Source organism: Streptomyces sp. NPDC002734 (assembly GCF_040295685.1).
In the GTDB taxonomy this organism is placed as follows: Bacteria; Actinomycetota; Actinomycetes; order Streptomycetales; family Streptomycetaceae; genus Streptomyces.
The window spans coordinates 14,903-41,079 of record NZ_JBEOVU010000022.1 but is presented as its reverse complement, the minus strand read 5'-3'; the positions used below and the strand labels follow the sequence as shown (position 1 = coordinate 41,079).

General features: G+C 72.5%; 23 protein-coding genes. 13 read left to right on the top strand and 10 right to left on the bottom strand.

The window, feature by feature from the left end; genetic code table 11:
* The first annotated feature begins 328 nt into the window (after nucleotides 1–328).
* Both ABT026_RS20420 and ABT026_RS20415 read left to right on the top strand, forming a co-directional pair.
* Nucleotides 329–2,968 (top strand): alpha/beta fold hydrolase, encoded by a 2,640-nt coding sequence (locus ABT026_RS20420; protein ID WP_351116133.1) that lies wholly within the window; start codon nucleotides 329–331, stop codon nucleotides 2,966–2,968.
* On the top strand, nucleotides 2,965–3,894 hold the full coding sequence (locus ABT026_RS20415; RefSeq protein WP_351116131.1) for an ABC transporter permease: 930 nt from the start codon (nucleotides 2,965–2,967) through the stop codon (nucleotides 3,892–3,894). Before ABT026_RS20420 ends, ABT026_RS20415 begins: the two co-directional genes overlap by 4 nt.
* Before the next feature lie 88 nt (nucleotides 3,895–3,982).
* Here the strand turns inward: ABT026_RS20415 and ABT026_RS20410 are convergent, their stop codons facing one another.
* On the bottom strand, nucleotides 3,983–5,674 hold the full coding sequence (locus ABT026_RS20410) for a carbohydrate-binding module family 20 domain-containing protein (protein WP_351116129.1): 1,692 nt from the start codon (nucleotides 5,672–5,674) through the stop codon (nucleotides 3,983–3,985).
* Nucleotides 5,675–6,076: 402 nt separating this feature from the next.
* Between ABT026_RS20410 and paaI the strand changes: the two genes are divergently transcribed.
* Complete coding sequence (gene paaI / locus ABT026_RS20405; RefSeq protein ID WP_351116128.1) at nucleotides 6,077–6,532, top strand: hydroxyphenylacetyl-CoA thioesterase PaaI; 456 nt, start codon at nucleotides 6,077–6,079, stop codon at nucleotides 6,530–6,532.
* 15 nt (nucleotides 6,533–6,547) lie between these two features.
* On the opposite strand, the gene ABT026_RS20400 is transcribed toward paaI, so the two are convergent.
* Entirely contained in the window at nucleotides 6,548–6,832 is a 285-nt protein-coding gene (locus ABT026_RS20400) for a hypothetical protein (protein WP_351116127.1), read from the bottom strand.
* A gap of 288 nt (nucleotides 6,833–7,120) precedes the next feature.
* On the opposite strand from ABT026_RS20400, the gene ABT026_RS20395 reads away from it, so the two are divergent.
* The gene (locus tag ABT026_RS20395) at nucleotides 7,121–8,305 is read left to right on the top strand and encodes a serpin family protein (RefSeq protein WP_351116125.1); all 1,185 of its coding nucleotides are present in this window, start codon (nucleotides 7,121–7,123) and stop codon (nucleotides 8,303–8,305) included.
* 13 nt (nucleotides 8,306–8,318) lie between these two features.
* A complete protein-coding gene (locus ABT026_RS20390; RefSeq protein WP_351116123.1) occupies nucleotides 8,319–8,828 on the top strand; it encodes a GNAT family N-acetyltransferase in 510 nt (169 codons plus the stop codon).
* Here the strand turns inward: ABT026_RS20390 and ABT026_RS20385 are convergent.
* The 3 genes from ABT026_RS20385 to ABT026_RS20375 all read right to left on the bottom strand — a co-directional run bounded on the left by ABT026_RS20385 (nucleotide 8,773) and on the right by ABT026_RS20375 (nucleotide 10,584).
* Nucleotides 8,773–9,528, bottom strand: coding sequence for a 3-keto-5-aminohexanoate cleavage protein (locus ABT026_RS20385; protein ID WP_351116122.1), 756 nt, complete (start codon nucleotides 9,526–9,528; stop codon nucleotides 8,773–8,775). The genes ABT026_RS20390 and ABT026_RS20385 overlap by 56 nt on opposite strands.
* A gap of 188 nt (nucleotides 9,529–9,716) precedes the next feature.
* Complete coding sequence (locus tag ABT026_RS20380; protein ID WP_351116120.1) at nucleotides 9,717–10,160, bottom strand: hypothetical protein; 444 nt, start codon at nucleotides 10,158–10,160, stop codon at nucleotides 9,717–9,719.
* Between the two features lie 76 nt (nucleotides 10,161–10,236).
* Nucleotides 10,237–10,584, bottom strand: a complete 348-nt coding sequence (locus ABT026_RS20375) for a deoxyxylulose-5-phosphate synthase (RefSeq protein WP_351116119.1) — start codon at nucleotides 10,582–10,584, stop codon at nucleotides 10,237–10,239.
* Nucleotides 10,585–10,726: 142 nt separating this feature from the next.
* Here ABT026_RS20375 and ABT026_RS20370 point away from each other — a divergent pair, with 142 nt between their 5' ends.
* From ABT026_RS20370 to ABT026_RS20355, 4 genes are all read left to right on the top strand, one after another.
* The gene (locus ABT026_RS20370; RefSeq protein ID WP_351116118.1) at nucleotides 10,727–11,602 is read left to right on the top strand and encodes a hypothetical protein; all 876 of its coding nucleotides are present in this window, start codon (nucleotides 10,727–10,729) and stop codon (nucleotides 11,600–11,602) included.
* Nucleotides 11,603–12,115: 513 nt separating this feature from the next.
* Entirely contained in the window at nucleotides 12,116–12,706 is a 591-nt protein-coding gene (locus ABT026_RS20365; protein WP_351116116.1) for an RNA polymerase sigma factor, read from the top strand.
* A 146-nt stretch (nucleotides 12,707–12,852) separates the two neighbouring features.
* Nucleotides 12,853–14,400, top strand: a complete 1,548-nt coding sequence (locus tag ABT026_RS20360; protein ID WP_351116115.1) for an IclR family transcriptional regulator domain-containing protein — start codon at nucleotides 12,853–12,855, stop codon at nucleotides 14,398–14,400.
* Between the two features lie 320 nt (nucleotides 14,401–14,720).
* Nucleotides 14,721–16,772 carry a serine/threonine-protein kinase gene (locus ABT026_RS20355; RefSeq protein WP_351116114.1) on the top strand — a complete coding sequence of 684 codons (2,052 nt, stop codon included), beginning with the start codon at nucleotides 14,721–14,723 and terminating at the stop codon, nucleotides 16,770–16,772.
* A 71-nt stretch (nucleotides 16,773–16,843) separates the two neighbouring features.
* On the opposite strand, the gene ABT026_RS20350 is transcribed toward ABT026_RS20355, so the two are convergent.
* Complete coding sequence (locus tag ABT026_RS20350; protein WP_351116112.1) at nucleotides 16,844–17,740, bottom strand: LysR family transcriptional regulator; 897 nt, start codon at nucleotides 17,738–17,740, stop codon at nucleotides 16,844–16,846.
* A gap of 73 nt (nucleotides 17,741–17,813) precedes the next feature.
* Between ABT026_RS20350 and ABT026_RS20345 the strand changes: the two genes are divergently transcribed.
* Nucleotides 17,814–19,112 carry an MFS transporter gene (locus ABT026_RS20345; RefSeq protein ID WP_351116111.1) on the top strand — a complete coding sequence of 433 codons (1,299 nt, stop codon included), beginning with the start codon at nucleotides 17,814–17,816 and terminating at the stop codon, nucleotides 19,110–19,112.
* A gap of 22 nt (nucleotides 19,113–19,134) precedes the next feature.
* Here the strand turns inward: ABT026_RS20345 and ABT026_RS20340 are convergent, their stop codons facing one another.
* Together ABT026_RS20340 and ABT026_RS20335 are read right to left on the bottom strand one after the other, a co-directional pair.
* Nucleotides 19,135–19,668, bottom strand: coding sequence for a DUF3291 domain-containing protein (locus ABT026_RS20340; RefSeq protein ID WP_351116109.1), 534 nt, complete (start codon nucleotides 19,666–19,668; stop codon nucleotides 19,135–19,137).
* A gap of 33 nt (nucleotides 19,669–19,701) precedes the next feature.
* Nucleotides 19,702–20,340, bottom strand: coding sequence for a helix-turn-helix transcriptional regulator (locus tag ABT026_RS20335; protein ID WP_351116107.1), 639 nt, complete (start codon nucleotides 20,338–20,340; stop codon nucleotides 19,702–19,704).
* Between the two features lie 210 nt (nucleotides 20,341–20,550).
* On the opposite strand from ABT026_RS20335, the gene ABT026_RS20330 reads away from it, so the two are divergent.
* The 3 genes from ABT026_RS20330 (at nucleotide 20,551) to ABT026_RS20320 (ending at nucleotide 23,085) form a co-directional block, all read left to right on the top strand.
* The gene (locus ABT026_RS20330) at nucleotides 20,551–21,186 is read left to right on the top strand and encodes a CatB-related O-acetyltransferase (protein ID WP_351116106.1); all 636 of its coding nucleotides are present in this window, start codon (nucleotides 20,551–20,553) and stop codon (nucleotides 21,184–21,186) included.
* A 124-nt stretch (nucleotides 21,187–21,310) separates the two neighbouring features.
* Nucleotides 21,311–22,201: a GNAT family N-acetyltransferase gene (locus ABT026_RS20325; RefSeq protein ID WP_351116105.1), complete on the top strand. Its 891-nt coding sequence runs from the start codon at nucleotides 21,311–21,313 to the stop codon at nucleotides 22,199–22,201.
* 212 nt (nucleotides 22,202–22,413) lie between these two features.
* Complete coding sequence (locus ABT026_RS20320) at nucleotides 22,414–23,085, top strand: lytic polysaccharide monooxygenase auxiliary activity family 9 protein (protein WP_351116103.1); 672 nt, start codon at nucleotides 22,414–22,416, stop codon at nucleotides 23,083–23,085.
* Nucleotides 23,086–23,147: 62 nt separating this feature from the next.
* Here ABT026_RS20320 and ABT026_RS20315 read toward each other — a convergent pair whose 3' ends face one another.
* Nucleotides 23,148–23,846, bottom strand: a complete 699-nt coding sequence (locus ABT026_RS20315; protein WP_351116102.1) for a hypothetical protein — start codon at nucleotides 23,844–23,846, stop codon at nucleotides 23,148–23,150.
* Nucleotides 23,847–23,913: 67 nt separating this feature from the next.
* Entirely contained in the window at nucleotides 23,914–26,148 is a 2,235-nt protein-coding gene (locus ABT026_RS20310) for a hypothetical protein (protein ID WP_351116100.1), read from the bottom strand.
* Nucleotides 26,149–26,177 lie beyond the last annotated feature (29 nt).

Below are 26,177 nucleotides of genomic sequence, written 5' to 3'. Positions count from 1 at the left end.
CCCGACGGGGACAGGGCCAGGAGGTTACCGCCGGTAGCCGCACAGTTGAAGATGCCGGTACGCCAACTTCCGCGCGGAAATCGCGGGGTTTGTGGGGAACGCATGGAGGGTATCCGCGCTCTCGGCAGCCACCGCTGCCGTTGCTGCGGACACGGACGCCCTGCCGGGGACCACGGTCCTCGACGGACGTGTGCCCGGAGGAAGTCGCCCCTCCCCCTGTCACCGAGGGGGCGGGTGTGTCACCGAGAGGGCGGGTGACGGCCCGGGCGGTAGGTCCGGGAACCGGCTGCGGACCGGGCGTCCGGGAACCCCCCGTAGGGTGTTCCGCATGGATCTTCGATTGCCCAGGTGGCCACGGAAGCGTGTGCTCGCGGCAGCGGCGGCCGTCGTCGTGCTGGCGGGCGCCGCGGCCGTCGGAACCGCGGCGGTGGCCTCCGGGGACGACGCGCCCCCGGTGCGGCACACCGCGCGGATGATGACGATGGACGGCGGGGTGCGGATCGACACCTCCTTCTACACCTCCGGCCCGTCCGACCGGCGCCGCCCCGCGGTGCTCCTCGGGCACGGCTTCGGCGGCGACAAGGGAGAGGTCCGCGAGCAGGCCGAAGACTTCGCCCGGCACGGCTACGCGGTGCTGACCTGGTCGGCCCGCGGCTTCGGCCGGTCGACCGGGAAGATCGGGATCAACGGCCCGAAGTCCGAGGTCGCCGACGTCTCCCGGCTGATCGACTGGCTGGCCACCCGCCCCGAGGTGCGCCTGGACGGCAAGGGCGACCCCCGGGTGGGGGCCGCCGGCGCCTCCTACGGCGGGGCGATCGCCCTGCTGGCCGCCGGGCACGACGGCCGCATCGACGCGCTGGCCCCGGCGATCACCTACTGGAACCTGTCCGACGCGTTCTTCCCCAACGGCGTCTTCAAGAAGCTCTGGGCGGGCACCTTCATCAGCTCCGGCGGCGGCTGCTCGCACTTCGAGGACGAGCTGTGCCGCATGTACGAGCGGGTCGCGCAGTCCGGGAAGCCGGACGTCGAGGCCATGGAACTGCTGGCGGGCCGCAGTCCGGTGACCGTCGGCGACCGCATCAAGGCGCCGACGCTGCTGATGCAGGGCCAGAGCGACTCGCTCTTCCCGCTGGACCAGTCGGACGCGGCCGCCCGGGCCATCCGGGCGAACGGCGCCCCGGTGGCCGTGGACTGGCTGGCCGGCGGGCACGACGGCGGCAGCGCCGAGGGCGGGCGGGTCCAGGTTCGCACCGAGGCCTGGTTCGACCGCTACCTCAAGGGCGAGCGGGACACCGACACCGGGCCCGCCTTCCGCGTCACCCGGGCCGGCGGGGTGGACTCCCGGGACGGCGACGTCCGGTACACCGGGGCGAGCAGCGCGGAGTATCCGGGGCTGAACGCGGGCCTGCTGCGGTTCCCGCTCACCGGGAAGCAGCAGCGGATCGAGAACCCGGCGGGCGCCGCACCGCCCGCCGTCTCCTCGCTGCCCGGCCTCGCCGCGGGCGGGGGGATGGCCCAGCTCTCCTCGCTGGGCGTCGACACCTCCCTGGACATCCCCGGCCAGTTCGCCGCGTTCGAGTCGCGGCCGCTGACGGAGGACCTGCGGATCACCGGCTCCCCCACCGCCACCGTGCACGTCGAGTCGGACACCGACGACGCGGTGCTGTTCGCCAAGGTCTACGACGTCGGCCCCGACGGCAGGCGGCAGGTCCTGCCCTCCCAGCTGGTCACCCCGCTGCGGGTGCCCTCCGGGCAGGACGTCCGGATCCCGCTGCCGGTCATCGACCACGAGGTCAGCGCCGGGCACCGGCTGCGGCTGGTCCTGGCCTCCACCGACCTCGCCTACGCCTCGCCCGCCGCCCCGGCGACGTACTCGGTCTCCCTGCGGGGCGATCTGATGGTGCCGACCGCGAAGGACGTGCGGGCGGCCGAGGCCCCGCTGCCGGCCCGGGTCTGGTGGCTGCCGCTGGCGGGCCTGCTGATCGCGTCGGCGCTGCTGTTCGCCGGCCGCCGCCGCGCGGCCGTCCCGGCGCCGTCGCCGGAGCTGTCCGAGACGCCGCTGGAGATCAGCGGGCTGAGCAAGCGGTACGCCGGCTCCGCCGACCGCTACGCGGTGCGGGACCTGTCCTTCCGTGTGGAGAAGGGGCAGGTGCTGGGCCTGCTCGGCCCCAACGGGGCGGGCAAGACCACGACGCTGCGGATGCTGATGGGGCTGATCCGGCCCGACGAGGGCGAGATCCGGGTCTTCGGACACGCGATCCGGCCGGGCGCGCCGGTCCTCTCCCGGGTCGGCGCCTTCGTCGAGGGCGCCGGCTTCCTGCCGCACCTGTCCGGGCGGGAGAACCTCGAGCTGTACTGGCGGGCCACCGGCCGGCCGGCCGAGGACGCCCACCTGGAGGAGGCACTGGAGATCGCCGGCCTCGGCGGCGCGCTGGAACGCGCGGTGCGCACCTACTCGCAGGGCATGCGGCAGCGGCTGGCGATCGCCCAGGCCATGCTGGGGCTGCCCGACCTGATGATCCTCGACGAGCCCACCAACGGGCTCGACCCGCCGCAGATCCGTGAGATGCGCGAGGTGATGATCCGGTACGCGGCCGCCGGCCGGACCGTGATCGTCTCCAGCCATCTGCTCGCCGAGGTGGAGCAGACCTGCACGCATCTCGTGGTGATGGACCAGGGCCGGCTGGTGCAGGCCGGACCGGTCGCGGAGATCGTCGGCACCGGCGACACCCTCCTGGTCGGCACCGGCGAGCCGGTGGCGGTTCCGCTGGCCGACAAGATCGCCGCGCTGCCCGAGGTGGACACGGCGGTGGTCACCGACGACGGCCTGGTGATCCGGCTGGTGGCGGGCACCACTCCCGGGCGCCTGGTCGCCGAGCTGGTCCGGCTCGACGTCCCGGTGGAGTCGGTGGGCCCGCACCGCCGGCTGGAAGACGCGTTCCTCACCCTGATCGGAGAGTCCGCATGAGCCCGCAGAGCACGCTCGCCGGGTCCGGCCCGGAGCCGGCGGCCGACGAGGCGCAGGCCGCGGCCGCGGTCTCGACCGCGACCGCGACCGCCGAGGGGTACCGGCCGGGGCGGACCCTGCCGGTGCGCGTCGAGTTCGTCCGGCAGCTCAAGCGGGGCCGGACGCTCGCCATGGGCGCCGTGCTGACCCTGCTCCCGGTGGTCATGGCGGTGGCCTTCGCGATCGGCGGCGACGACGGGGACGGGCCCGGCCGCCGGATCAACCTGATGGACACGGCGACCGCCTCGGGCGCCAACTTCGCCGCGACCTGCCTGTTCGTCTCGGCGAGCCTGCTGCTGGTGGTGCCGGTGGCGCTGTTCTGCGGCGACACGGTGGCCTCGGAGGCCAACTGGTCCTCGCTGCGCTACCTGCTGGCGGCCCCGGTGCCCCGGATGCGGCTGCTGTGGTCCAAGCTCGCCGTGGGGCTGACCATGAGCCTGGCGGCGATGATCTGGCTGCCGCTGGTCGCCCTGGCGGTGGGCTCGGTCGCCTACGGCTGGGGCCCGCTGCGGATCCCCACCGGCGGCGCGCTGCCGCTCACCGACGCCCTGTGGCGGCTGGCGGTCGTGGTCGGCTACCTGTTCGTCTCCCAGCTGGTGACCGCCGGCCTGGCGTTCTGGCTCTCCACCCGGACCGACGCGCCGCTGGGCGCGGTGGGCGGGGCGGTGGGCCTGACCATCGCCGGAAGCGTGCTGGACCAGGTGGAGGCGCTCGGGCAGTGGCGTGAGTTCCTGCCCGCGCACTGGCAGTTCGCCTGGGCGGACGCCATCCAGCCGCAGGTGGTCTGGGACGCGATGATCCAGGGCATGTCGGTGTCGGTCGCCTACGCGCTGGTGCTCTTCGCCCTGGCGTTCCGCGGGTTCGCCCGCAAGGACGTCGTGTCCTGACCGGCGCCGCTCCCGGGACGAGGAGGGGGCGGCCGGAGTGCTCGAGCACTCCGGCCGCCCCTTTCCTTGCGCCCGGCGTCCGCGACGGTCAGGCGCGCCAGGTGTCGTTCAGCGTGATCCGGCCGCTGGACGGCACGGTGAGGGTGCGGTTGGCTCCCGACTCCCAGGTGACGGCGCCGGAGGAGTTCTTGCGCACGTACTTGTAGGCGCAGGTGGTGCCGGCGGGCAGCGCCACGTCCAGGCTCCACACCGGGTAGGCGGCCGGGTCGAGCTTCGGCGCCTTCGCGGTGTCCCAGCCGCCGAGCTGCGAGCAGTCGCCGGCGACGTGGATGTTCTCGCCGACGACGGTGGTCGCGTTCACCTTGAACGAGGCCCCGGCGGACGGCTGGACGGTGCCGGAGCAGGTGCGGGCCCCGGTGTGCAGCGCCACCGCGGTCTCGGCGGCGAGAGTGGCGGTGAACTGCCCGGAGGAGTTGACGGTGACGGCCCGGCCGGACTGCACGTCGCAGTAGTCCCCGGCGGCGAGCGAGGTCTGGAAGGTGCGCGACAGGGCGGTGCCGGTGTGGTTGATGGCCACGTAGGCCTTGCTGCCGCGGCCGAAGGCGATCCGGTCGCCGCCGTCGTCCCACCAGTTGGTCACCGTCTGGCCGCGCGCGGTGTTGCGCAGGGCCACCATGGAGGAGATCTCCCGCCAGGCGTGCTGGCACTTCCAGCCGTCGCTGTAACAGGCGTTCACCTGCCCGCCGTTGGGCGGGCCGGCGTCGTTGTCGCTGAACTCGTAGCCGGAGTGGACGTCCGGGGAGCCGTACGGCCAGGCCAGCATGAAGACGTTGGCCAGGGTGTGGGTGGCGCCGGCCTTGTAGTTGAGGGTCTCGCCGTTGCGCTCGGTGTCGTGGTTGTCGACGAAGACGCCGGCCTTGGAGGAGCCGAGGTAGCCCCAGGACTCCCCGTAGTTCTTCAGGTAGGCGAGGTTCTCGCTGGTGAAGACCCTCTTCAGGTCGCGGGCGTACCGGAACTCCTGGACGTCACCGGTGTTGAGGTACTCGTCGGGCTGGACGGCCTCGCCGGCGCCGTGGATCACCTCCTGCTTCCAGTAGGCGTTCGGGTTGGTCAGGCGGGACTTGATGTTCGCGAGGTCGGCCGCGGGCATGTGCTTGGCGGCGTCCACCCGGAAGCCGTCGGCGCCCAGGGAGAGCAGGTCGTTCATGTACCCGGCGATCCGGCCGCGGACGTAGTCCTCGCCGGTGTCCAGGTCCGCCAGGCCGACCAGTTCGCAGTTCTGCACGTTGGCCCGGTCGCCGTAGTTGCTGATCTGGGCGGTGCAGTTGTCGAAGTCCGGGGCGGAGTAGACGCCCGGGTAGTTGTACTTCGTGTAGGAGGAGCCGCCGGTGCCGGTGCCGGACCCGGCCGACATGTGGTTGATCACCGTGTCGACCACGACCTTGACGCCCGCCGCGTGGCAGGTGTCGATCATGCTCTTGAAGGCGGTCCGGTCGCCGAGGCGTCCGGCGATCTTGTAGCTGACGGGCTGGTACGAGGTCCACCACTGGGAGCCCTGGATGTGCTCCTGCGGGGGCGAGACCTGGACGTAGCCGTAACCGGCCGGTCCGAGCTGGTCGGTGCACGCCTTGGCGACCGAGGCGAACTTCCACTCGAACAGGACGGCGGTGACGTCCTTGTCGCCGGGCGGGGCGGCCTGCGCCGTCGTCGGCGCCGCCACGACGGCCAGGGCGGCTCCCGCCACGAGGGCGAGAGTCGCGGCCATGGTCTTTCTGGCCATGTGTCCTCCACGGAGGGGAGAGGGGGAATGTGCGCGCGTAACCGGGGGGATTGCGGGGGCACTTCTGGGACCGCACACCGATGCAGGAACTCATGCAAGAACCCGATGACACTTGCAGCAAGCTCTTTCATTCGGTGCGCGGTCGCGACCGTACGAGCGGCCCGACCAGGCGTCAACCCTTCGCGCAGCAAGCGTTTCCAAGATCACCGGAGCAATGCGGGCGCTTCGCCCGCCGCCGCCCAGATCGCGCCCCGGCCGTCGCCCGGGCGCCCGCCGACGGACCCGGCGCGACCCACCGGCCCCTCCCCCGCCGTCCCTTGACACTCGTTCGCGTGGCTGAATTACTGGCCCCTACACACGAATACCGAATGTTCGGTCGGTAACTCACGGTGGTGGTATTCCATGGCGCAGACCGCACAGGACTCCCCCGGTCCGGCGGAAAGGATGTTCGCCGCCGACGCGGCCTCGGCCGCCCTCGGCATCGAGCTGGTGGAGCACGGTCCGGGCACCGCGGTGTGCCGAATGCGGGTGACCCGCGCGATGGTGAACGGGCACGGCATCGCGCATGGCGGCTACCTGTTCCTCTTCGCCGACACCGCCTTCGCCTGCGCCTGCAACAGCCGCGGTCCGGTGACCGTCGCGGCGGGTGCCGACATCGAGTTCGTCGCCCCCGTGCACGAGGACGACGTCCTGGTGGCGACCGCGCAGGAGCGCACCAGCTTCGGCCGCAGCGGCATCTACGACGTCACGCTCCGTCGCGGCGACGAGGTGGTCGCCGAGTTCCGCGGCCGCAGCCGCACGATCGGCGGCGGCGCGGCGGGACGTCCCCGGACCCCGGCGTCCGAGGCCCCGCGGTGAATGCCGGGACGCCGGTCACCAGTCGTGCACGGCGTCGACGGCCTCGATCAGCACCGCGCGAGCCGCGGACAGGTCCCGCCCCACGCGGGTCTGCGTCTCGTCCACCAGGAAGTCAAGGGCGTCGAACAGCTCCTCGCGTTCCTCGGTCTCGATGAACTGCGCGCGCAGGTCCAGCTCGTTGAGGGAGGTCCCGAAGGCGTCACCGATCTCCGCGATGACGCCGTGGCGCTCACCGGCGGCGACCTCGGCGAGGAAGGCGTCCCGGGCGGCCTCGTAGGCGGCGACGGCCTTCCGGTACACGCCCCGCGGTATGTGCCCGCGGCCGTCCCAGTCCCGCAGCGGGTTCCCGCGGGCCACGGTCCACGCCGGCGCGCCACATCGCCGCCTCGACCTGGGTCGACGGACACCACCGCCGCGGGCACCCGCCCCAGACGTTCGGCGACCGAGCTCTTGCCCGCCGCGGGCAGCCCCGCCATGACGGTCGGCATGACGGCGCTGTCGCACACACGGGGGACCTCCATGAGCCCGTTCCGGTACCGTGCGGGCGGCACACGGCACGGCGGACGAGCACGGGGGCGGGGCGGCGGGATGCGGATCGACGGGCGGACGGTGCGGGCGGTCAACGGGCTGACGGCGCGCTGGGCCCAGGAGGCGCCGGCGGACGGGACCGGCACGGCGTTCTCCGCCGTGGGCGTCTGGCCGCTGCTGGCGTTCCTCGCCGACGGCGCCGACGGCCGCGCCCGGGAGGAACTGACCGGTGCGGTGGGGCTGGACGCCTCCGAGGCGGCGGGCGCGGCGCGCGGGCTGCTGTCGGCGCTGGAGGCGGAACCGGCGCTGCGGTTCGCCCTCCGCCTGTGGACCCGCCGCACGCTCGAGGTCAGGGCCTCCTGGCTGGAACGCCTCGCACCCGGCACGCACGGGGTGCTCACCGGCGACCCCCGGGCCGACGCGGCCGCCCTGGACGCGTGGGCGGCCGGCCGTACCGGCGGCGGGATCGACCGCATGCCCGTGCCGGTCCGCGAGGACACCGAGATGGTCCTCGCCACCGCCCTCACGGTGGGCACCGAGTGGCACCGGCCGTTCGTGCCGGGCCACCTGTGCCCGGAGACAGGCCCGTGGCGGGACCTGGAGCTCCCGGCGCTGTACCGCTCGACCGCGGTGCCGGACCGGCTCGTGCTCGCGGACACCCCGGACGGCGCGGTGACCGGGCTGACCGTGCTGGGCCGTGAGGGCGTCGACGTGCGCCTGCTCCTGGGCGAGGAGTCGGCGGAGCCCGGACAGGTGCTCAGGAGCGGACTGGACGTACTGGAGCACCGTCGCCCGGTGGTCCGGGGCAGCGAGCTGCCGTTCGGCGAGCCCGGCCCCGGCATCGAGGTGCGCCACGCCCTGCGCACCGCCGCGGGCCCGCCCACGCTCGAGGTCACGACCGTGCCGTTCGCCGTGACAGGCGACCACGACCTGACGCGGCACCCCGAACTCTTCGGCCTGACCTCCTTCCTGGACACCGGGCAGGGCCACCTGCCGGGCGTGAGCGACCAGCCGCTGGCGCTGAGCGCTGCCGCCCAGAAGGCCACCGCGGCCTTCGGCGAGCGCGGATTCCGGACCTCGGCGGTCACGGCCTTCGCCATGATGGCGGGCAGCGCCCCTCCGATCACGCGCCACCGTGTCACCGAGGTGCGCGTCCGCGTCGACCGGCCCTTCGGCTTCCTCGCCGTCCACCGCCGGAGCGGGCTCGTCCTGGCGGCGGGATGGGTGAACGAGCCGGGTGGGTGACATGATCCGCCCCATGTTCACGGCTTCCCGCGCCCGCGGCTCGCACCCGGGCGGCGACCTGTCCGGCTCACCGGCGCCGACGCGCGTGACGTCGGAGCACGTCGCCGCCCTCACCGCCTTCCTCGGCGAGGCCGACCTCACGCTCAGCGGCCTGGACGCCCCCTCCGTGCGGCTGTGGATCGACCGGGCCCCGGACGGGACGGTCACCGGGAGCACCGGCTACGAGCTGAGCGCGGACGGCCGGCACGCGCTGATCCGCAGCGTCGCGGTGAGCCCTGCCGCGCGGCGCTCCGGACACGGCAGCGAGCTGGCGCGCTTCGCCCTCGCCCGCGCCGTCGAGGAGGGCGCCGAACACGCCTGGCTGTTCAGCCGCCGCTCCGGCCCCTTCTGGCGGAAGCTCGGCTTCGTCCCGGCCGACCGGGACGCCCTGGCCGCCGCGCTGGCGGACACCGAGCAGGTCCGGCTTTTCACCCGGACGGGTCAGCTGGCCCGTGAGGTCGCCTGGACCCTGCCCCTGCGATGACCTCGCGCGCCGCCCGGACGAGGGCGGCATTGCCCGGGGCGGGGGTGCCGTCGGGGAGGAGGAGCGCGTCCTCCAGGCCGATCCGGGTGTCCAGACCGCGGGCGGCCGCGAGTCGCAGGACGGGCCAGGCGGCGGCGTCCTCGCCGTGCAGGAGGACCGGCGCGGCAGCCGGCGCGAGCTCGTCCAGCAGGCCGGCCGCGGCGCGCACCGCGTCGTGCGGCGCGCTCTCGGTGATCTCGGCCAGGACGCGCAGCACCCGGTGGGCGCCGGACCAGGCGAGGAACCGCCGCGCCCCGGAGGTGCCCGACCAGACACCGGCCTCCACGCCGACGCCCCGGTCCAGCAGCGCGGTGGCGACATCGACCGCGCCGTCCTCGTGAAAGTTGACGGAGGCGTGGTCGGGCAGGAGGGTCCAGGCCCGGACCTGCGCGGCACGGGTCCCCGGGTCGGCCGTGGCCCAGGCGCCGGTGGTCACCCCCACGGGCACGCCCGGCACGGCGGCCCGCACCGCGCCGACAGCGGCGGCGACGGCCGAGCCGTCCAGGGTGTCCTGGCCGTGGCGGTCCTTGGGGTGCAGGTGGATGTCGACGGCGCCGGCGTCGACGGCCTGCCGGGCCGCGGTCGCCAACTCGGCCGGGGTGACCGGCAGATGAGGGCACTCGTCCCTGCCTCGCGCACCGTTCAGACAGACCTGGAGCATGACGCCATCCTCGCAGCCCGGCCCGCGAGGCGTCTCCCGGCTGACCGGTTGGCTCGTTGGTCCGTTGACCGGTTGGCCGGTGGGCCGGTGGGCCGGTGGGCCGGTGGGCCGGTTGAACTGAACGTGGGGGCCGGGGCTCCGCGAGTGCCCGGCCGGCGACCGGACGCTCCGACGAGGCCCGCACGCGCTCAGTCCAGGATCCCCGCAGGCCCGCCCCGGAGACGGCGACGGCGACGGCTGCGCGGAGCGGCGCGCCACCAGCCCCGCACGGCACGCCGAAGCCCGGTCCCACCGCCCCTGGTGTCGTCGCCCTCGCTGGCGCTGGCGCTGGCGCTGGCGGCAGCCCACCACCGCATCACCCGGGCTGCCGTCGCCGCCGGGTCGGACCGCACCGGGTCGAGACCGAAGTGGTGCTCCAGTTCGTCCCTCAGGAACCCGCCGATCTCCCGCGGGCCGGCCCCACCGCGGAGTCGCTGCAGGAGAGGGCCGAGCATGCAGTCGTACTCGTCCGGCACCTCGTCGGCGACGCCGATCGGATCCCACTCGTTGAGCAGAAGCCGCAGGTCGTCCTCCAGGGCGCGGGTCGCGGGTCGCGCAGAGCCGGCCCGCGACCCGGAGCTGGTGGCCGTCATGCGTACCCCTGCCGAGGGCGGCCGCCCGTCGGCGGAGGGGTCGGCAGCTCGCACTTCCGGCCGGGCGGGGCCTGGCTCACGGCACCTCGGGCAGCACCAGGGCCCTGGCGACGGGCATCCCGGTGCGCCCGGCGTACGCGAGCCGCTCCCGCACCTCCCGCATGGTGCGCGGACGATAGCCCTGGCCGCAGCCGCAGCAACCGCTCGCGTGGAAACGGATGCCGGCGTTCAACAGCACCGTCAGCACCCGCCAGCCCTCGTCGTCGCGCCGCGCGGGCGCCGCGAAGACCGAACCGACGTGGGTCAGCGGACCCGCGCAGCGCGGACAGATCCGCGCGCGGCCGTCATCGCCCTCCCGGCGGAACTCCTGTTTCCACGAAGCCCGGCACGGCAGGCACACGTACGACGTCCTGGCGATCCCCATGCGCCCACGGTAACGGCGGCGGGCCGCGGCCACGACGGCTTTTCGCCCCACCCCGGCCCCCGCCCCTCCCCCCTGGACACCACGCCCCCGAAGCGTGCCGAAAACGGATGACCGTCGGCTTCCCGCCCGGCATGCTGACCCGATGGGCGACAGAGCCAACGTGATCGTGGTCCACGAGAACGGCACACACGAGCTGTACCGCACCGGCTGGGCGGTCGGCATCGACCTCGACCTGCTGGAGGGGCCGGCGCCGGTTCTCGCCATGCTTCCCGAACTGCGCCAGGACGGCTGGTGGCTGGACGACAGCACGGCCCAGGGCGGGATACTGCTCGACCTCGGACGGAAGGTGCTCCTGCTCTTCGCCTGGGAGGGGCCCAGCACCGAACTCCGCCACCGCGCGGCCACGTTCGAGCTGATCCGCGCCGCATGGCAGGGCTGGGAGGTCCGTTGGCTGTACGACGGCCCGGCGGAACTGCGTGCGCACGTCGGGCTGGACCCGGAGCACGTCCGCTGCCGTGAGGCGAACCTCGACCTGGCCCCGTTCCTCGCCCCCGGCGACGCGGACCTGGCCGGGCCCGACCCCGGCGGCGTGGTGATCACGGTCGGCACCGGCCACTGCCACATCGCCTCCGACGCCTTCGACCACCCGGTCCGCCAGGGCCCCGCCCTGCTCCACCGCCTGGCGGCCGCCCCCCGGCACCAAAGCTGCCACCTGCACGTCAACTCCGGCATCCACCTCGACCCGGAGCGCCGCCACGTGGGCTGGTGGTCCCTCTTCTCCACGCCGGGGGCGTACCAGGTGCCGGAGATGTGGCCGGGCTGGACGGTGGAGTTCTGGCAGGACGACTGGGAACGGCACGTCGAAGCCGACGCCCGCTTCGCTCCGGCTGCTTTCGGCGCCGAAGACTCCAGAGCCGCGGTGCTTGCCGAGGCCACGGAACGCCGGGCCGTCCGGGCCCGCCACCGAGCCCGGATCGCCCGTCTCCGACCTTCACCGCATAGCTCCTCGGCTAGTTGACCGCATCCCTGCCCGGTCAGGGCGCCTGCCTGGCGTCTCCCGTCTCACCTGGCCGACAGGCCGTTAGTCAGTACAGAAAGCGCAATCTGTTCAAAACAGCGGACACTCGGCGCACATGTGATCAATAACGGTGACCTTCGATCGAGCGGGGGAGAACGGATGGCCGATCGTCGTCAGGTGGGGCGAAGGCGCTTGTTGATGCGCCCTGGACCCTATGGAGAGCAACTCAATGACGTCGTCCTTGGAGATGGCCGGACTCGTCCCGGTCGTTGCGGCTGCCGTGCAGGCGGCGGCCGCCGTAGTGCCGTTGTACTGGGGCTGGCGGCAGCACAATGCCGAGACGACGCAGAAGCCCACGGTTCTTCGGGCTGTACGCGAAGGGAAACGGCATCGGAGCCCGCACATCATCGACGTCCGTATCGTCCGGCATGACGCGGGAGAGATCGCCGTCTCCGTTCGTATCTGCGGCGGAGCGGGAGGCGTGACGCTCCGGCCGGCGAAGGGGGATGCCCCGTGGTAGGCGGCGAGGCGCGGGTGAAGGCATCCGCCACCGCCGACCTGGAGAAGCAACTGCTCGACGCATACCCCGAGTTCATGGCGGCCGCGCCGTCCCTCCTTCGACGGAAGGCGGGGAACAAGCTGTCCGAAGCTACCTGCCAGGACATCGTGCACGAGGCCTTCGAACGTGTACGAGCGAAAATCACCGCAGGCAAGCTGGGCGCCACCGTGAACCTCCATGGGTATCTGCAACGGACGACCTGGAATGTCGCACTGGATGTGCTGCGCGCCCAAAGTCGCCGCCCCGTGGTGCACGACACGGATCTGATGGCTTCGCTCTCGGTCCAGCGAAGCCTGGACGTCGATCCGATGGAGGAACTGGTCAGACCGGCGATCGAAGCAATGTCCCCCACTCGGCGTCGAAGAGTCGTGCAGATGCAGAGCGAGGGTCTGGACGACGCCTCGATCGCCGAAGAACTCGGCATAGCCCCTGACCGGTTGCACAAGGACCGGTCCGCTGCGGTCAACGAACTGCGCGACAAGCTGAGCCCGAACATCCGCGATGGGCATCGCAGGCAAACGCAACGAATGAAGAAGGACGGGTGACTACGGTGAGCCGCTTCAACAGGGACAGCGGCGGAGGAGCGCCGAAAGCCCCACGACCGGCTGGGCTCCGAGGCCGGTCCTCCGGCGCGCCGGACTGCTGGGACAGACCCACCGGTGACTTCGGTCCCCTTGCTCATCTTTACGCCTTGGGCGAGGAGGCACAGGAACGGGCGAACTCCTTGTACCGCCTGGGATCGAGTGCACTTGCCCGCAACGACCTGCAACTGGCGATCGACCTGTTGGGCGCGGCAGCGGCCGACGGCCACCCCGGGGCGTTGTTCCGGCTCGCCCTGGCCTCGCTGCTCACCGGCGCAGACGAGGGGGGCGAGGGCGATGACCAGAACGACGACGCATGGTTTCTGATCGCCGAGGCCGCCCGCCATGGGCACGGGGACGCGCAGATGCTGCTTCCCCATGTCTCCTCCAGGTCGGCGCCGTCGGGCGGTACAACCGATGAGCCCGAGGACCGGATCTTCTTCGAGGAGATCCGTCGACGCCTGGTCCCCGCCGTCACCGGTTCGCCGGCGCTTCCGGGAGGCAGCGTCCCGCGCGAAGAGAGCGAGCTAGGCGATGCCTCCGCCGGAGTGAACCACTTGGTCCTCGTGCCCGCGCCCGCTGTGCCGACCGTCTCCCCTCCCGCATCCAAGTGGCAGAGGGCAGTACCTGCGGAACGGCCGCGGCTCACCGCATTGCCGGGCGGCCTGACTCTTCCCGTCCCCGATCCACCGGAGGTACCCGTCACGACGCACGGGCTGTTCCTGCCGGACGGAGAACAACGGTGGTCAGTCCATGCGTTGCGTCCCGCCGTGATCAACCGCATGGCGCGCACCACTTCGGCGCCTGCCGTCGCCCCCGCGAGGTGGCGAACCACCCAGCGGGCCTGCGATCTGCTCAGGGTGCTCCAGCAGGCTGACGGCATCGACACCCGTACTCTCGCCCACCGAACCGGAACGTCCAAGCACACCACCGTCCAGATGCTCGACTGGCTGCGGGAGCAGCGCTTCGTCGAGACGGTGAAGGGAACCCACCTGCCCGGTCCGCGCTTGCTCCAGATCAGCAGGCCCGACCTGTCTCAGGACCCCCTCACCATCGAACTCACGGAACTGCGCGACGACCTCCGCGCGGCCGTCTACATCAGCGCGTACACCGACGGCGAGATCGCCATCCAGCAGTCGTCCTCCAGCGCCATTGCCCCGGCGGTGCTGGAGCGCACGCCGTTCGGTGTGAGCGCACATGCCAGCGCCGTCGGAAAGAGCCTCTTGGCCCAACTCTCGTTCGCGGGCCGTATGGACCACCTCAGCCGGTACCCGTCCATCCAGCTCACGGACCGCACCATCACCAACAAGGAAACGCTGCTCGAACGACTGGACGATCATGGGCCACATTCGGCGCAGTTCGACCTCTTGGAATACTCGAACTCGGAGCTCTGCGTCGCGTACTCACTGGGTCTGCCCCACCGGGCCTCCAGCATCGCTCTCTCGCTGCCAGTGGCCGAACGTCACCGCCTTGTCGCGACAGCCGCAGCACTCAGTCGCCGTGCGACCGGTCTCCTCCTCACCCATCTGCTTACCGAGGAGTTGCGGGATCCACCCGCGGTGAAGGGAGCCAACAGGGAGGCGCCGCCCCATGAAGACAGGGGGCACACCGAGCCTCTGGCGATGCTGCCCCAGGGCAAGGCGGTGCGCCAAGGCTGACAGCTCTGCTGCCGAGCTCGCGGAGGCGGTCGCCGCAGGGGTCTCCTCGGGGGACACCTGCGCCCCGGCGGCCGAGATGCCCTGCGGCCCCAGGATTGGGACGCCACCTAGCAACGCCCGCACCCGGCACCGCACTTGCCGCGTACGACACGCGGTTACCGCCTCACGGGGCCCGAGTTGCCGCTAGATTCGGAGCCGCCGTCCGCCGACGTCTCCCGTGGCCCCTCCCCTTCCGCCGCGTCCCGGAGATCCATCCCGGCGAGACCCCGGCGCTCCCGGCCCGGTCGAGGCCGACTCCCGTACAGGCGAAGGAAACACCAGTGAACGACAACGGCTCCGGCGGCAGGGTCCAGCCGGCCCGTCCAGAGGATCCCTCCCGCATCGGCCCCTACCGCGTGGTGGGCCGCCTCGGATCGGGCGGCATGGGCACCGTCCACGCCGGGATCGCCCCGGACGGCACGCGCGTGGCCGTGAAGGTGATCCACTCCGAGCGGGCGCAGGACCCCGAGTTCCGCGCCCGCTTCCACCGCGAGGTCGCGCTGTCCTCGCGTGTCGCCGGCCCGCACCTGGTCCCGCTGCTCGCCGCGGACACCGCCGCCGCGTCACCGTGGCTGGCGACGGCCTACGTCCCCGGGCCGACCCTCGACCGGTACGTCGGCGACAACGGGCCCCTGACCGGCGGGAGCCTGCACTGTCTCGCCGCCGCCACGGCCCAGGCCCTGGCCGCCGTGCACGGCGCCGGCGTGGTGCACCGCGACGTGAAGCCGCAGAACGTCCTGCTCGCACCCGACGGCCCCCGGGTCCTGGACTTCGGCATCGCCCACGCGGCCGACGGCACCAGCGTCACCCGTACCGGGATCATGACCGGAACCCCCGGCTGGATCAGTCCCGAGCAGTACCGGGAAGGCGCCGCGGGACCGGCCGGCGACGTGTTCGCCTGGGGTGCGCTGGTCGCGTACGCGGCCACCGGCCGGCTCCCCTTCGGCACCGGCGCGCCCGACGTGGTCGCCTTCCGGGTGCTGTCCGAGGAACCCGACCTGGACGGTCTTCCCGCTCCGCTGCGTCAGGTCGTCGGGCGGGCGCTGGCCAAGGACCCGGCCGACCGGACGTCCGCCGCCCGCGCGGCCGAGGAGTGCGCGGAGCTGCTGGCCGCCCAGATCACCCAGGTAGCGGCGGGCGACGCGGCCGCGACGACGGTGGACATGGTGACGGCCCTGTGGGACGTGCCGGCCGGCACCGACCCGCAGTGGCAGCCGCCCGCGCGCACCGCCCGCGCCTGGCTCGGCCACAGCGGCCCGAGCGGCTCAGGCTCCGGTTCCGGTTCCGGCTCCGGCCCTTCACGGTTCCGGCTCGTGGGGGCGCTCCTGCTGGCGGGCGCGCTGGTGGGGGGCCTCGCGGGCGCGGTCGCCGCCCTCCTGCCCGACGACTCCGCGCAGCGCGGGTCCGCGGCGTCCGGACCGTCCTCCGCGCCCTTGGCGTCCGCCGACACCGCGGACGGCGACGACGCGCTCGAGTCGCCGGGGGCGTCGTCCGGGACGTCCGGCGACGGCTCGGCGGACGTGGCGAGCTGGAGGCAGGCGCGTGACGCACGGGGGCAGGAGGAACACGACGTGGCGCGCGCCGTCATGGACGACGAGGAGGTCCTGTCGGGGGACTCGCCGGGGAGCGGTCTGACGCCCGGCACGGTCCGTTTCCACGAGTCGCGCCGCGAGGTGTACTTCTCCTACGCGCTGGACGCCCCCGACGAACACACCGCACTCCTCGTGGAGGCGGAGATCGCCCGCTCGATGTGCCTGACGTTGCGGGACACCGTCCTCGGGATGCACAAGGACCTGCCGTACCGCTCCTACGTCATGGTCCGTCAGGGGAGCAGCGGCTCGGCCCAGGTGACCTGGCGGGAGAGCTTCCTCACCGACCCCGAGTGCCTGTCGACCGTCGAGGAGGGCTCCGGGGACACCTGGGGGCCGGACGAGACGGGTCTCGCGGAGGCGATGGTCCCCAGCTCCGACAGGGCGGAGATCGAGGTGGCGGACAGTGCGGCCAAGGCGGTCATCCGCCGCACCAACGGCATGCGCGACGTCCTCGGGACCGACCGGGAGCTCGGTCACCGCGACATCATGGTGGGCTTCGACCCCGCGAACTCCGCGATGTACGTCTGGTCGGACCACCTCGGGTGGAACCGGGCGGAGAGGGAGGCCTGGGCGTCCGCGGCGGCCGGCGAGGCGTGCCGCGCCCTGGTGGACCGGCGGAGATCCGCGGGCGACGCCTGGCCGTACACCCGTTACGCGGTGGCCGAGATCGGGGGGTCCGGCTCCGGCTACCTGATGCTCCGCTGGGACACCCCCACCACCCGCGCGGACTGCCCGTCCTGACCGACACCGATGGTCGGGCCGTCCTGACCGGCACCGCTGCCCGGCCCACCCTGACCGGCATCGTTGCCCGGTCAACCCTGACAGGCATCGTTGCCCGGCACGGCCGGGGCGGCGCCCAGGACGTGGGCCGTGATCCGCTCCAGGGCGTCGGCCGCCACCGGAGACCCCGGCGGGCGGGCCACCAGGGACAGGCTGACCTCCCCGGACACCGGTGAGGGCCGGATCCGGTCTCCCGGCGCCAGATACCAGTGGGCCGCCAACTCCGGTACCACCGCGCAGAGTCGACGGTGCCGGGCGATGCGCAGGCCCGCCTCGATCGTGGGGGCCGGCATCGGCAGGGCGCCGAGGGCGGAAAGCCGCTGCCGGACGGCCTCCCCGGTTCGGTCGAACGTCGAGTAGAGGACGGGTCGGCCGGCGAACGGGCGTCTCCCGGCCGTGAGGGGCGGCGCGCCGTCGGGCAGGACGAGGACCAGCGGCGAGATCCCCAGGACGGTGCGGTGCAGGCCCCGGGGGACGGTGGTCTGGTCGACGATCGTCACGACGGCGGCGTCCAGCAGACCGTCGTGGACCTGCTGGATCAGCACCGGCCCGTGATCGACCTCCGGATGCACGGTGACGTCGTCGAGTTCGACGGACAGGGCGGTGAAGACCATCGGGGCGAGGGCCTGGATGGTGCCGACGCTCAGCGAGCGTGTGCTGGTGGCGGCGAGGACCTGATCCGGCAGGGCGTCGATCTCCGCGAGCAGCCGAGCGGCCTGCCGCGCCAGTTCGCGCCCGGCGGGGGTGGGTCGCGCCCCGGTGGTGTCCCGCTCGAACAGCCGGACGCCGAGGCGCCGTTCGAGGGCCGCCAGACGGCGCGACGCCGAGGGCTGGGTGGTCAGGAGCTCCTTGGCGGCCGCTCCGACCGAGCCGTGCCGGGCGACGGCCTCGGCCAGGGTCAGGTCCTCGACGGTGAGGCGTGAGGTCATGTCCTCAGCGTATGAGCGGCAGGGACGAAGCGGCGCCTACCTGCCGCACGGCGTCCGGCCCAGGATCGGATGCATGCGAGAACCACTGCTTCCACCACTGCCACTGCTGACCGTCCTCACCTTCCTGACCTGGACCGGAAGTCGCATGACCGCCGTGGCCCTGCCGCTGGTCGCCCTGGCCGAGACCGGGGAGGTGTGGACCACCGGGCTGGTCGGCGGAATGGCCGGGCTGCCGCTGCTGACGGTGGGCTGGTGGGGCCGGGGCCTGCGGGACCGGCTCACCTCCGGGCGGGCGCTGTCCGTGGTGACGGCCGTCCACGCCGCCGGACTCGCCGTCGTGCCGGTGGCCGCCCTGACCGGGCAGGTCGGCGCCGTCGCGCTGTGCGCGTCCGGCATGGTGACCGGCACGGCCGGGGCGCTGTCGGGCCCGGCCCAGCGTGCCCTGGTCGCCGACCTGGCGGACGCCGAGGGCCGGCGGGGCGCGGGAAGGGTCCCGGGCCGACCCGCGGCACCTGACGGAAGGACGGGAGCGGCCCGGTGGCTGGCTTGGCAGGACCTCGCCCATCGGGTATCGATGATCTTCGCCCCGCCTCTCGGGGCCTGGCTGGTGACGGCCTGGGGGACGCAGCCTTTGCTGTGGTGCGAGACCGCCGTGTTCGCCGTGGCGGCCCTCGCGGTCCTGTCCGTTCCCACCGCGCCGGGCGTGCCTCGCAGCGCGGAGGAAGCCGGGACCGCGGCGTCCCCGCCCGTCTCCGCGGTGGCCGTTCTGCGTCGCCACCCGCAGGTGGCGGCCGGTGTCCTCATGGCGGGCGTCGGCGGCCTCTGCTGGTTCGGGTTCACCCTCGGGCTGGCCGTCCTGGGCGTGGAGACGGGCCGGCCCGGGGCGTTGATCGCGGCGGGCGTCAGCGGCTACGGAGCCGCCTCCGTCGCCGTCTCCCTGCTGGTGCCGCTGGTGATCGACCGCCTGCCCCGCACCGCCACCATGGCCCTCTCCTGGGCCGTCCTCGGAGCCGCGTTCCTCGCCCTGCCCGTGGCCGCCCCGAACCTGGTGGCCGTCGCCCTGATCGCCGGCGTCGGCGGTGCGGCGACACCGTGGGGTATCGCCGCCCTGAACGCCGTGATCAGCGAGCGGACGACCGGGGGTGAGCGACGGGCGGCGTTCACCGCCGAGACCGTCCTGCACTCCGGCGGCGCCTCCCTGGGGCTGCTGGCCGGCGGTGCGGTCATCGGGTGGGCGGGATCGGGCCGCGTGCTGGTGGCCACCGGGCTGCTCCAGATCGCCGCGGCCGCGGCGGGGCTGCTGGTGGCCCGCTGGGAGGCGGCCGACGCGAGGCCGCGGAGCCGGCTCGCCGCCGAGGACTGCGCCGCGTGACGCCGGACCTCGGACCTCTGCCCTACGCGCTCTCCGCCTCGCCCACCGACGCCGGGGCGGGAGCGGACGCGGGAACGGACACGGGAGCGGACACGGGAGCCGGGCCCGGCGGCGGGAACGCCTCCCGGAAGGTGAACGCCAGTGGCGTGGAGCCGTTTTCACGCACCATCGCGACCCGCTCCATCGCCTCGGCGGTGCTCGGACGGTGCCCCGCAGGCACCCACCACAGCGCCTGGTGCACCTCGCCCATCCGCCGGAACCACTCGCGCCGGCGGCTCAGCACCCGCAGGTGGTCCGAGTGGTAGGTGAAGTTCCGCAGCGCCTCCACCGACTCCCACACCGAGCAGTTGATGAGCAGCATGTCGTCACCCTCCTCGGGGCGAAGGCCGGTGGAGTCCTCGCCCCCTTCGTCGACGAGACGCCACACGAACCCCGGACTGCGGTCGGCGAGCGCGTTGATGGTCGGCAGCTCGGCCACGAAGCCGCTCAGTTCAGGGCCGTCCAGCGGGCCGACGATACGTCCGACGTTGACCTGCGCGAGGTGAAAGGTCGTCATGAACCACAGACTGACGCACCCCACCCTGTAACGTCAACCTTCGTTGTTTTTAGAAAGCGACACGCAGCACCCACCCGGACAGGGATCCATCGCGGCCGTCCACTCCTGGTCCGCCATGCCCTCCAGCAGCGCGAGGTTCATCCCGCAGACCAGGGCGGGGAACTCGTCCGCCAGCGCATGGAAGGGGCAGTTGCGCAGCCGCAGCGTCCCGCCGTCCCAGAACGGCTGGTAGCCGCGACTCTCCAGCACCTCCACGAGTTCCCCGGAGGCGGCCTCCGGGTCGGCCGCGCCCGCCGCCCTCGCCGCGGTCTGCAACTCCCGGTCCAGACCCGCCCTCTCCACCACCTCGGCGAGCATCCGCCCCGCCGCGTCGTAGGAACGGGGAGGCACCGACACCGCGTGCTCACCCTCGGCGCGCCGGTACAGCTTCGCCGGCCGTCCCGCTCCCGGCCCGGCCCGCCCGGACAGCCGCCGGAACGACACCTCCAGCAGCCCGGCCTCGACCAGCTTGTCCAGGTGATGCGCGGCCAGCGACCGCGACACCCCCACCGCCTCCGCGGCGGCGTCCCGCCCGACCTCGTCCGGACTTGAGGCGACATGTCGATAGAGCCGTCGGCGCACGGGGTCTCCCAGTACACCCAGCACGGCGAAGGCGGAGTCCTCAGCAGTCATTCACCGAGTCTATGACCAACAGAAGTAAGCGAAAGAGAACGGACCTGCCCCCCCCGCGGCCCACGCCCCGGACCGCAACGTGACGCGCGGCGCGGCTCGGGCCGCCGGAAATCGACGCGACGGGCGGGCGATCCGTGAGCATGCTGGACGGGCCCCTCCCCGACAAACGACGACCGCCGACCGCCGACCGCCGACCGCCGAGGAACGCCTATGCCCGTGCCGGCCGACCCCACCGTCCTCCATCCGATGCCCGGGCAGCCCCGCGTCGTGCTGCTCAAGCCACTCGTGACGTCCCCGCTGATCGAGGTCGGGGAGTTCTCCTACTACGACGACCCGGACGACCCGACCACCTTCGAGACGCGCAACGTGCTCTACCACTACGGCCCGGAGAAGCTGGTCATCGGCAGGTTCTGCGCCCTGGGGACGGGGACGCGGTTCCTCATGAACGGCGCCAACCACCGCATGGACGGGCCCTCGACCTTCCCCTTCCCCACCATGGGCGGCTCGTGGGCGGACCACTTCGACCTCCTCACCGGTCTGCCCGGCCGCGGGGACACCGTCGTCGGCAACGACGTCTGGTTCGGCCACGGCACGACCGTGATGCCGGGCGTGCGCATCGGCCACGGGGCGATCATCGGCGCCGGGGCGGTGGTCACCTCCGACGTCCCCGACTACGGCATCGTGGGCGGCAACCCCGCCCGCCTGCTCCGCACCCGGTACGACGCGGACGATGTCGCCCGGCTGCTCGCCGTGGCCTGGTGGGACTGGCCCGTGGAGCACATCACCGTCCATGTCCGGACCATCATGTCGGGCAGCGTGGACGACCTGGAGGCTGCCGCCCCCTGACGCACGCCCCCTGACGCACGCCCCCTGACGCACGCCCCGGTAATTCGGCGGCGCGGCGGCGGACGGCGCGGTCCACTGTGCCGTCGACCCGCCCACCACTCCCCGCCACTCCCCCGGAGCCACCTTGCCCCTCCGCGTCACCGCCCTTGCCGACCCCGCTCCCACGCCCTCCGGTCACCGTCTCACCTGGCTGGCCGAGGACCGCGACGGGAACCCGCTCGGCTCCGCGTACCTCCGCGTGTTCACCAAGGAGGGACAGGACCATCTCGCCGAACTGCGGGTGAACGTGCACCCTGCGGAGCGCCGCCGCGGCGTCGGGTCGCGGCTGCTCGAGGAGGCCGTGACCGCCGCTCGCGAGCGCGGCCGCCGCTCGGTGATAGCGTCGGCCGACGCGGGGACGCCCGGCGACCATTTCCTTGCCGCGAACGGTTTCCGGAAGGTGCTCACGCTGACCTACGCCCGCCTAAAGCTCGACGGGCTCGACAGCGGTGCGCTGCGGGAGATCGAGGCGGCCGTGGAGCGGCCTCATCCCGGCTACCGCCTCACATCATGGCGCGGCACCGTTCCCGGCGACCTGGCCGGGACGTTCGCCCGCTCGCGCCGGGCGATGGACGACATGCCGATGGACGACACCGACTACGGCGTCGCGACCTGGGACGTGGAGCGGGTGCTGGCCGCCGCGCAGGCCGTCGCCGACCGCGGCGACCTGCTGACCACGGTGGCCGTCGTCGACGAGTCGGACGGGTCGATCGCCGGCTTCTCCGAACTCGTGGTGCCGGGCGACGGCACGGGCGACGGGCAGCACTACGGCACCGGCGTGCTCCCGGAGCACCGGGGCCACGGTCTCGGCCGGTGGATGAAGGCCGAGTCGATCCGCCTGGCGCGCCGCGACCGCCCCGAGCTCGCCGGCCTGGTCACCGACACGGCGGACAGCAACACGCACATGCGGCGGATCAACGACGCGCTCGGCTACGTCCCCACGCACAAGGCCCTGGAGTACCAGCTCGACCTGTGAGGCACGTCCACGCGGGACGGCGTCCTGGGCCGGCCCGCGGTGCGCGCCCGTCCAGGACGTCCGGCCGCCCGACGCGCACGAACCGGTCAGGCGGGCCGGAAGCGACGCAATACAACGTTGTCACCGCGTTGACATGTACGCAACCTTGGGGTGGGAGCGCTCCCGTGCGCTCTCCCCCCGTGACCGTCCCGCTCCCTCCGAGGAGGCCCCCCATGACCCGTTCCGACCTCGCCGGCCGATTACGCCGCGGCCCGCTCCTCGCCCTCTCCCTCATCACCGCCGCGCTGTTCTCGCTGGTCCCCACGAGCGGCACCGCCTACGCCCACGGCTCGGTGGTCGACCCCGCGACCCGCAACTACGGCTGCTGGCTGCGCTGGGGAAGCGACTTCCAGAACCCGGCGATGCAGCAGCAGGACCCGATGTGCTGGCAGGCCTGGCAGGCCGACACCAACGCCATGTGGAACTGGAACGGCCTGTACCGCAACGGCTCGGCGGGCAACTTCCAGGCGGTCATCCCCAACGGCCAGCAGTGCAGCGGCGGCCGGACCGAGAGCGGCCGCTACAACGCCATGGACGCGGTCGGCAACTGGAAGGCCACGGACGTCGGTTCCAGCTTCACCCTCAAGCTGCACGACCAGGCCCGGCACGGCGCCGACTACATCCTCGTCTACGTCACCCGGCAGGGCTTCAACCCGCTCACCCAGGCGCTGACCTGGAACGACCTCCAGCTGGTCACCCGCACCAGCCGCTACGCCGTCGGCTCGGACTACAACGTTCCGCTGAGCATCTCCGGACGCAGCGGCCGGGCCGTGATCTACACCATCTGGCAGGCCTCGCACATGGACCAGACCTACTTCCTGTGCAGCGACGTCAACTTCCGCTAGGCCGCCATACGTTCCGACGCCCCGCCGGGCGTTGCCGTCCGGCGGGGAGCAGTTCCCCACGCCTACGACCGGTAGTCCGCCCAGTTGGCCTCCTTCACTGAGGGGACCCCGGCGGGCAGGTGGGTGTCGTTGGTGCAGCCGGCCTGCTTCTCGACGTCCCGGGCCATCTGGAACAGGATGTCGAGCCCGGTCCGCCGAGCTTCCAGGGCGGACAGCCCGGCCTCCCGCATCGGCCGGGCGACGACCTCGACGGACAGGTACCTGTCGCGCTTGATGTGGCCCGGGGCGTCGGGCGGCAGCTCCGTGTCGCACTCGAAGTAAATCTTCTGAGCATCTCGCAGGTAGTAGGCGAGAACTCCGGCATCCATCCGCGTCGGGGCGTCCCCGGGGCGGTAGCTCACGGGATCGTCCTCGACCGGGTCGGCCGGGAGGTCTTCGTCCTCCCAGCTCACATTGATGTCGAGGACCTCCGCCACCCCGCTGCCGTCGGCCTCGACGTCGTAGGCGCAGTAGCTCGGCCAGTGGTCGTCGGCCACGCGGAAGGCGCTCATCTCGCGATGGAACCGGTCCCCGGGGCCCAGTAGCTTCTGCATCGTGTCCTGCCGTGGTGTGCCGTTCCAGCAGGGCTTGACAGGTGCCTTGAGCGCCTCGGCCTCGTCGCGGGACAGGAACCACCACACCCCCAGCCCTGCCACAAGCAGCGCCAGCACGACCACGACACTGAGCACCGCCGTTCTGCCCGACATACTTCTGGCAGCCATCTCTTCCCCATCTCTTCCTCACCCGTCCGGCGGGAGAGGGCCGGTCATCACGGTCCTGTCACCACTGTCACTTCGGAGGGTTGCGCTGGTAGTGGTCCTTCGCCTGTCGCTGCAGGTCGCGGCCCTCGGCAAAGCCACCACCCGCCTCCTCCGACACGTCCATGCGCAGTTCGGACGGGTCCACACCTGCGGGGTCCCCCGCCGCCCTCAGGCCGGCGGCCGCTTGGTCCATGGCGTTCTGGCGTCCGTTGAAGGACGTCTGGCCGGCCTCGTGCGCTCCCTTGGCCGCGGTGTTGCGCTCAGCGCCCTCAACGGCCGCCCCGACGACGTGTTCGGTGACGCCGTTGATCACTTCACCGGCGATCGGTACCCGCTCGGTGGCAAGGCCGACCGTGGAGCCGAAGACCGAGTTGAACAGGTCGGCCTTCTTCTGCAGAGCCTCGTTGTAGTCCTTGTCGCTCTGCTGCTGGCCCGTGATGATCTCGTCGTGCCGGGCACCGGCCAGGATTCCCTCGATCGTTCCGGTGCCCCGTGCCACGTGCTTGAGGTTTTCGGCCGGGACTCCCGTGTGGCTCTCGGGGTGGGCCACCACGTCCTGCATCAGGCTCGCGGAGTAGTTCTCCGCGCCCAGCGTCGCCTCCGCGTATCCGTCCGGGTTGCGCCCGACCGCGTCGAGGAACTCCACGGTGGCAAGGGTGTCGGAGAACTTCCGGGGATTGCCGTACAGGTCGTCGAAGGCGTCGGACTGGCGCAGCGTCGCGTTGATCTCCGGCATGTACTCGCCTGCCATACGGCCGAAGCTGTCCGCCATGAGGTCGTCGGACAGGCTGGGGTCGGAGGCGACCTCTCGCACGACCTCCTGCATGATCGCCTGACGTTCGGGAGTGTGCTCCGGGTGCGTCCCCGTCCCCGCGTGGTCGTACGGGAGACCCGTGACCGCGGCTTCGAGGGCATGCCCCAGTGCGTCCTTGCCGTGATAGACGATCTTGTCCTGGGCCATCGGGGCTGTCACGTCGGGGATCCACTGCCGCGCGCCGTCACGCTTGGGCTCGTTCCCGTCCGGGCCGCCGAGGTCTCCGAGGAGGTAATGAAGGTTGGTCATCTCCTTGCCCGGACCGGCGGCGTTGCGACCGAAGAAGTCCGTCGCGGCGTCGGGGTTGTGCCCGTAGGCCTCGAGCAGCCCGGTCATCGGATCCCAGCCGCGCCCGCCCTGGCCGGTGGCGTTGAGGCCGAAGTCCTTCATGCCTGAGTAGCTGCCGTCCGGCCGGCTCCAACTGCCGCCGCCCCGCTCGTAGGCGATCATGTCGTCGGCGACCTTGTCGAGGAACTTCTTCGGGTACTCTCCCTCGCGCAGCAGGTTGCCGAGGACCTGGTAGCCCATCGGCGCCACGCGGTTTCCGGACATCTGCAGGTCGAGTTCCGTCTTGCCGAGCTTGATCAGGTCGTCGGTCCACTGGTCGCCCAGGCCCGGGATGGCGGTGGCCAGTGCCGTGCCCATGCCGGTTTGAATGGTCCGTGCGAGCCGCATCTGCTCGCCGCCCTCGGCGGTGCCGTCGAGCGACAACTGCGCCTGGAAACGCAGCGCTCCCTCCGGCCCGAGGGAGCGATAGAGATCGGTCGCGAACCCCTTGTCGTCCGCGTTGTACTTGACGAGGGTCGCCAGCTCGCGGAGTTCGTCCTCCGAGAGCTCCTTCCCCTCCTTGTAGAGCCGCAGGCTCTTCTTTGCCAGCTCCTCGGCGCGCTGCGCCTGGGCGTCGTCCAGCGAGGTGTAGGTGTCGTGGCCGAAGTTGTACGTGTCGCCCCGGTGGCTTCTGCCCAATGCCATGGTCACCGAGTCGTCGATCTCCCGGGCGTGCGAGACGATCTCGGCGATGCGGTCGGCGAAGCCCTGCGCCACCTTCCGCTCAGCGTCGGTGTGCTGGTCGTTCGACGTACGGTCGCGGGGATGGAAGACACGCACACTGCCGTCGAAGTTGTCGGCGACCCTCAGCCCGTGCTGGGCCGCGTCCTGGTTCACCGCCGCCAGTTTCTTCTGGAGAACGAGCAGCTCGCTGTGCCCGTCCTCGATGACCTGGTAGATGCTCTTCGCCTCGGCGTGGGCGTCCGAGAACTCCTTGGCGGTCTTGCGGACGAACGGCCGCGTGATGTCGGAGTTGACGCCGGCCCAACGCGCGGACTCCGACCTGGCCAGCATGCCCTTGTCGGCCCGCTCGGCCAGCGTCTTGAGGTCGTCGACGATTTTCTTCCAGTCGTCGACGGCGGTCTTCAGCTTCCCGAGGTCGACCTCGGTCAGGTCGGTCATGGTGATGCCGGACAAAGCGATCCCCCGCT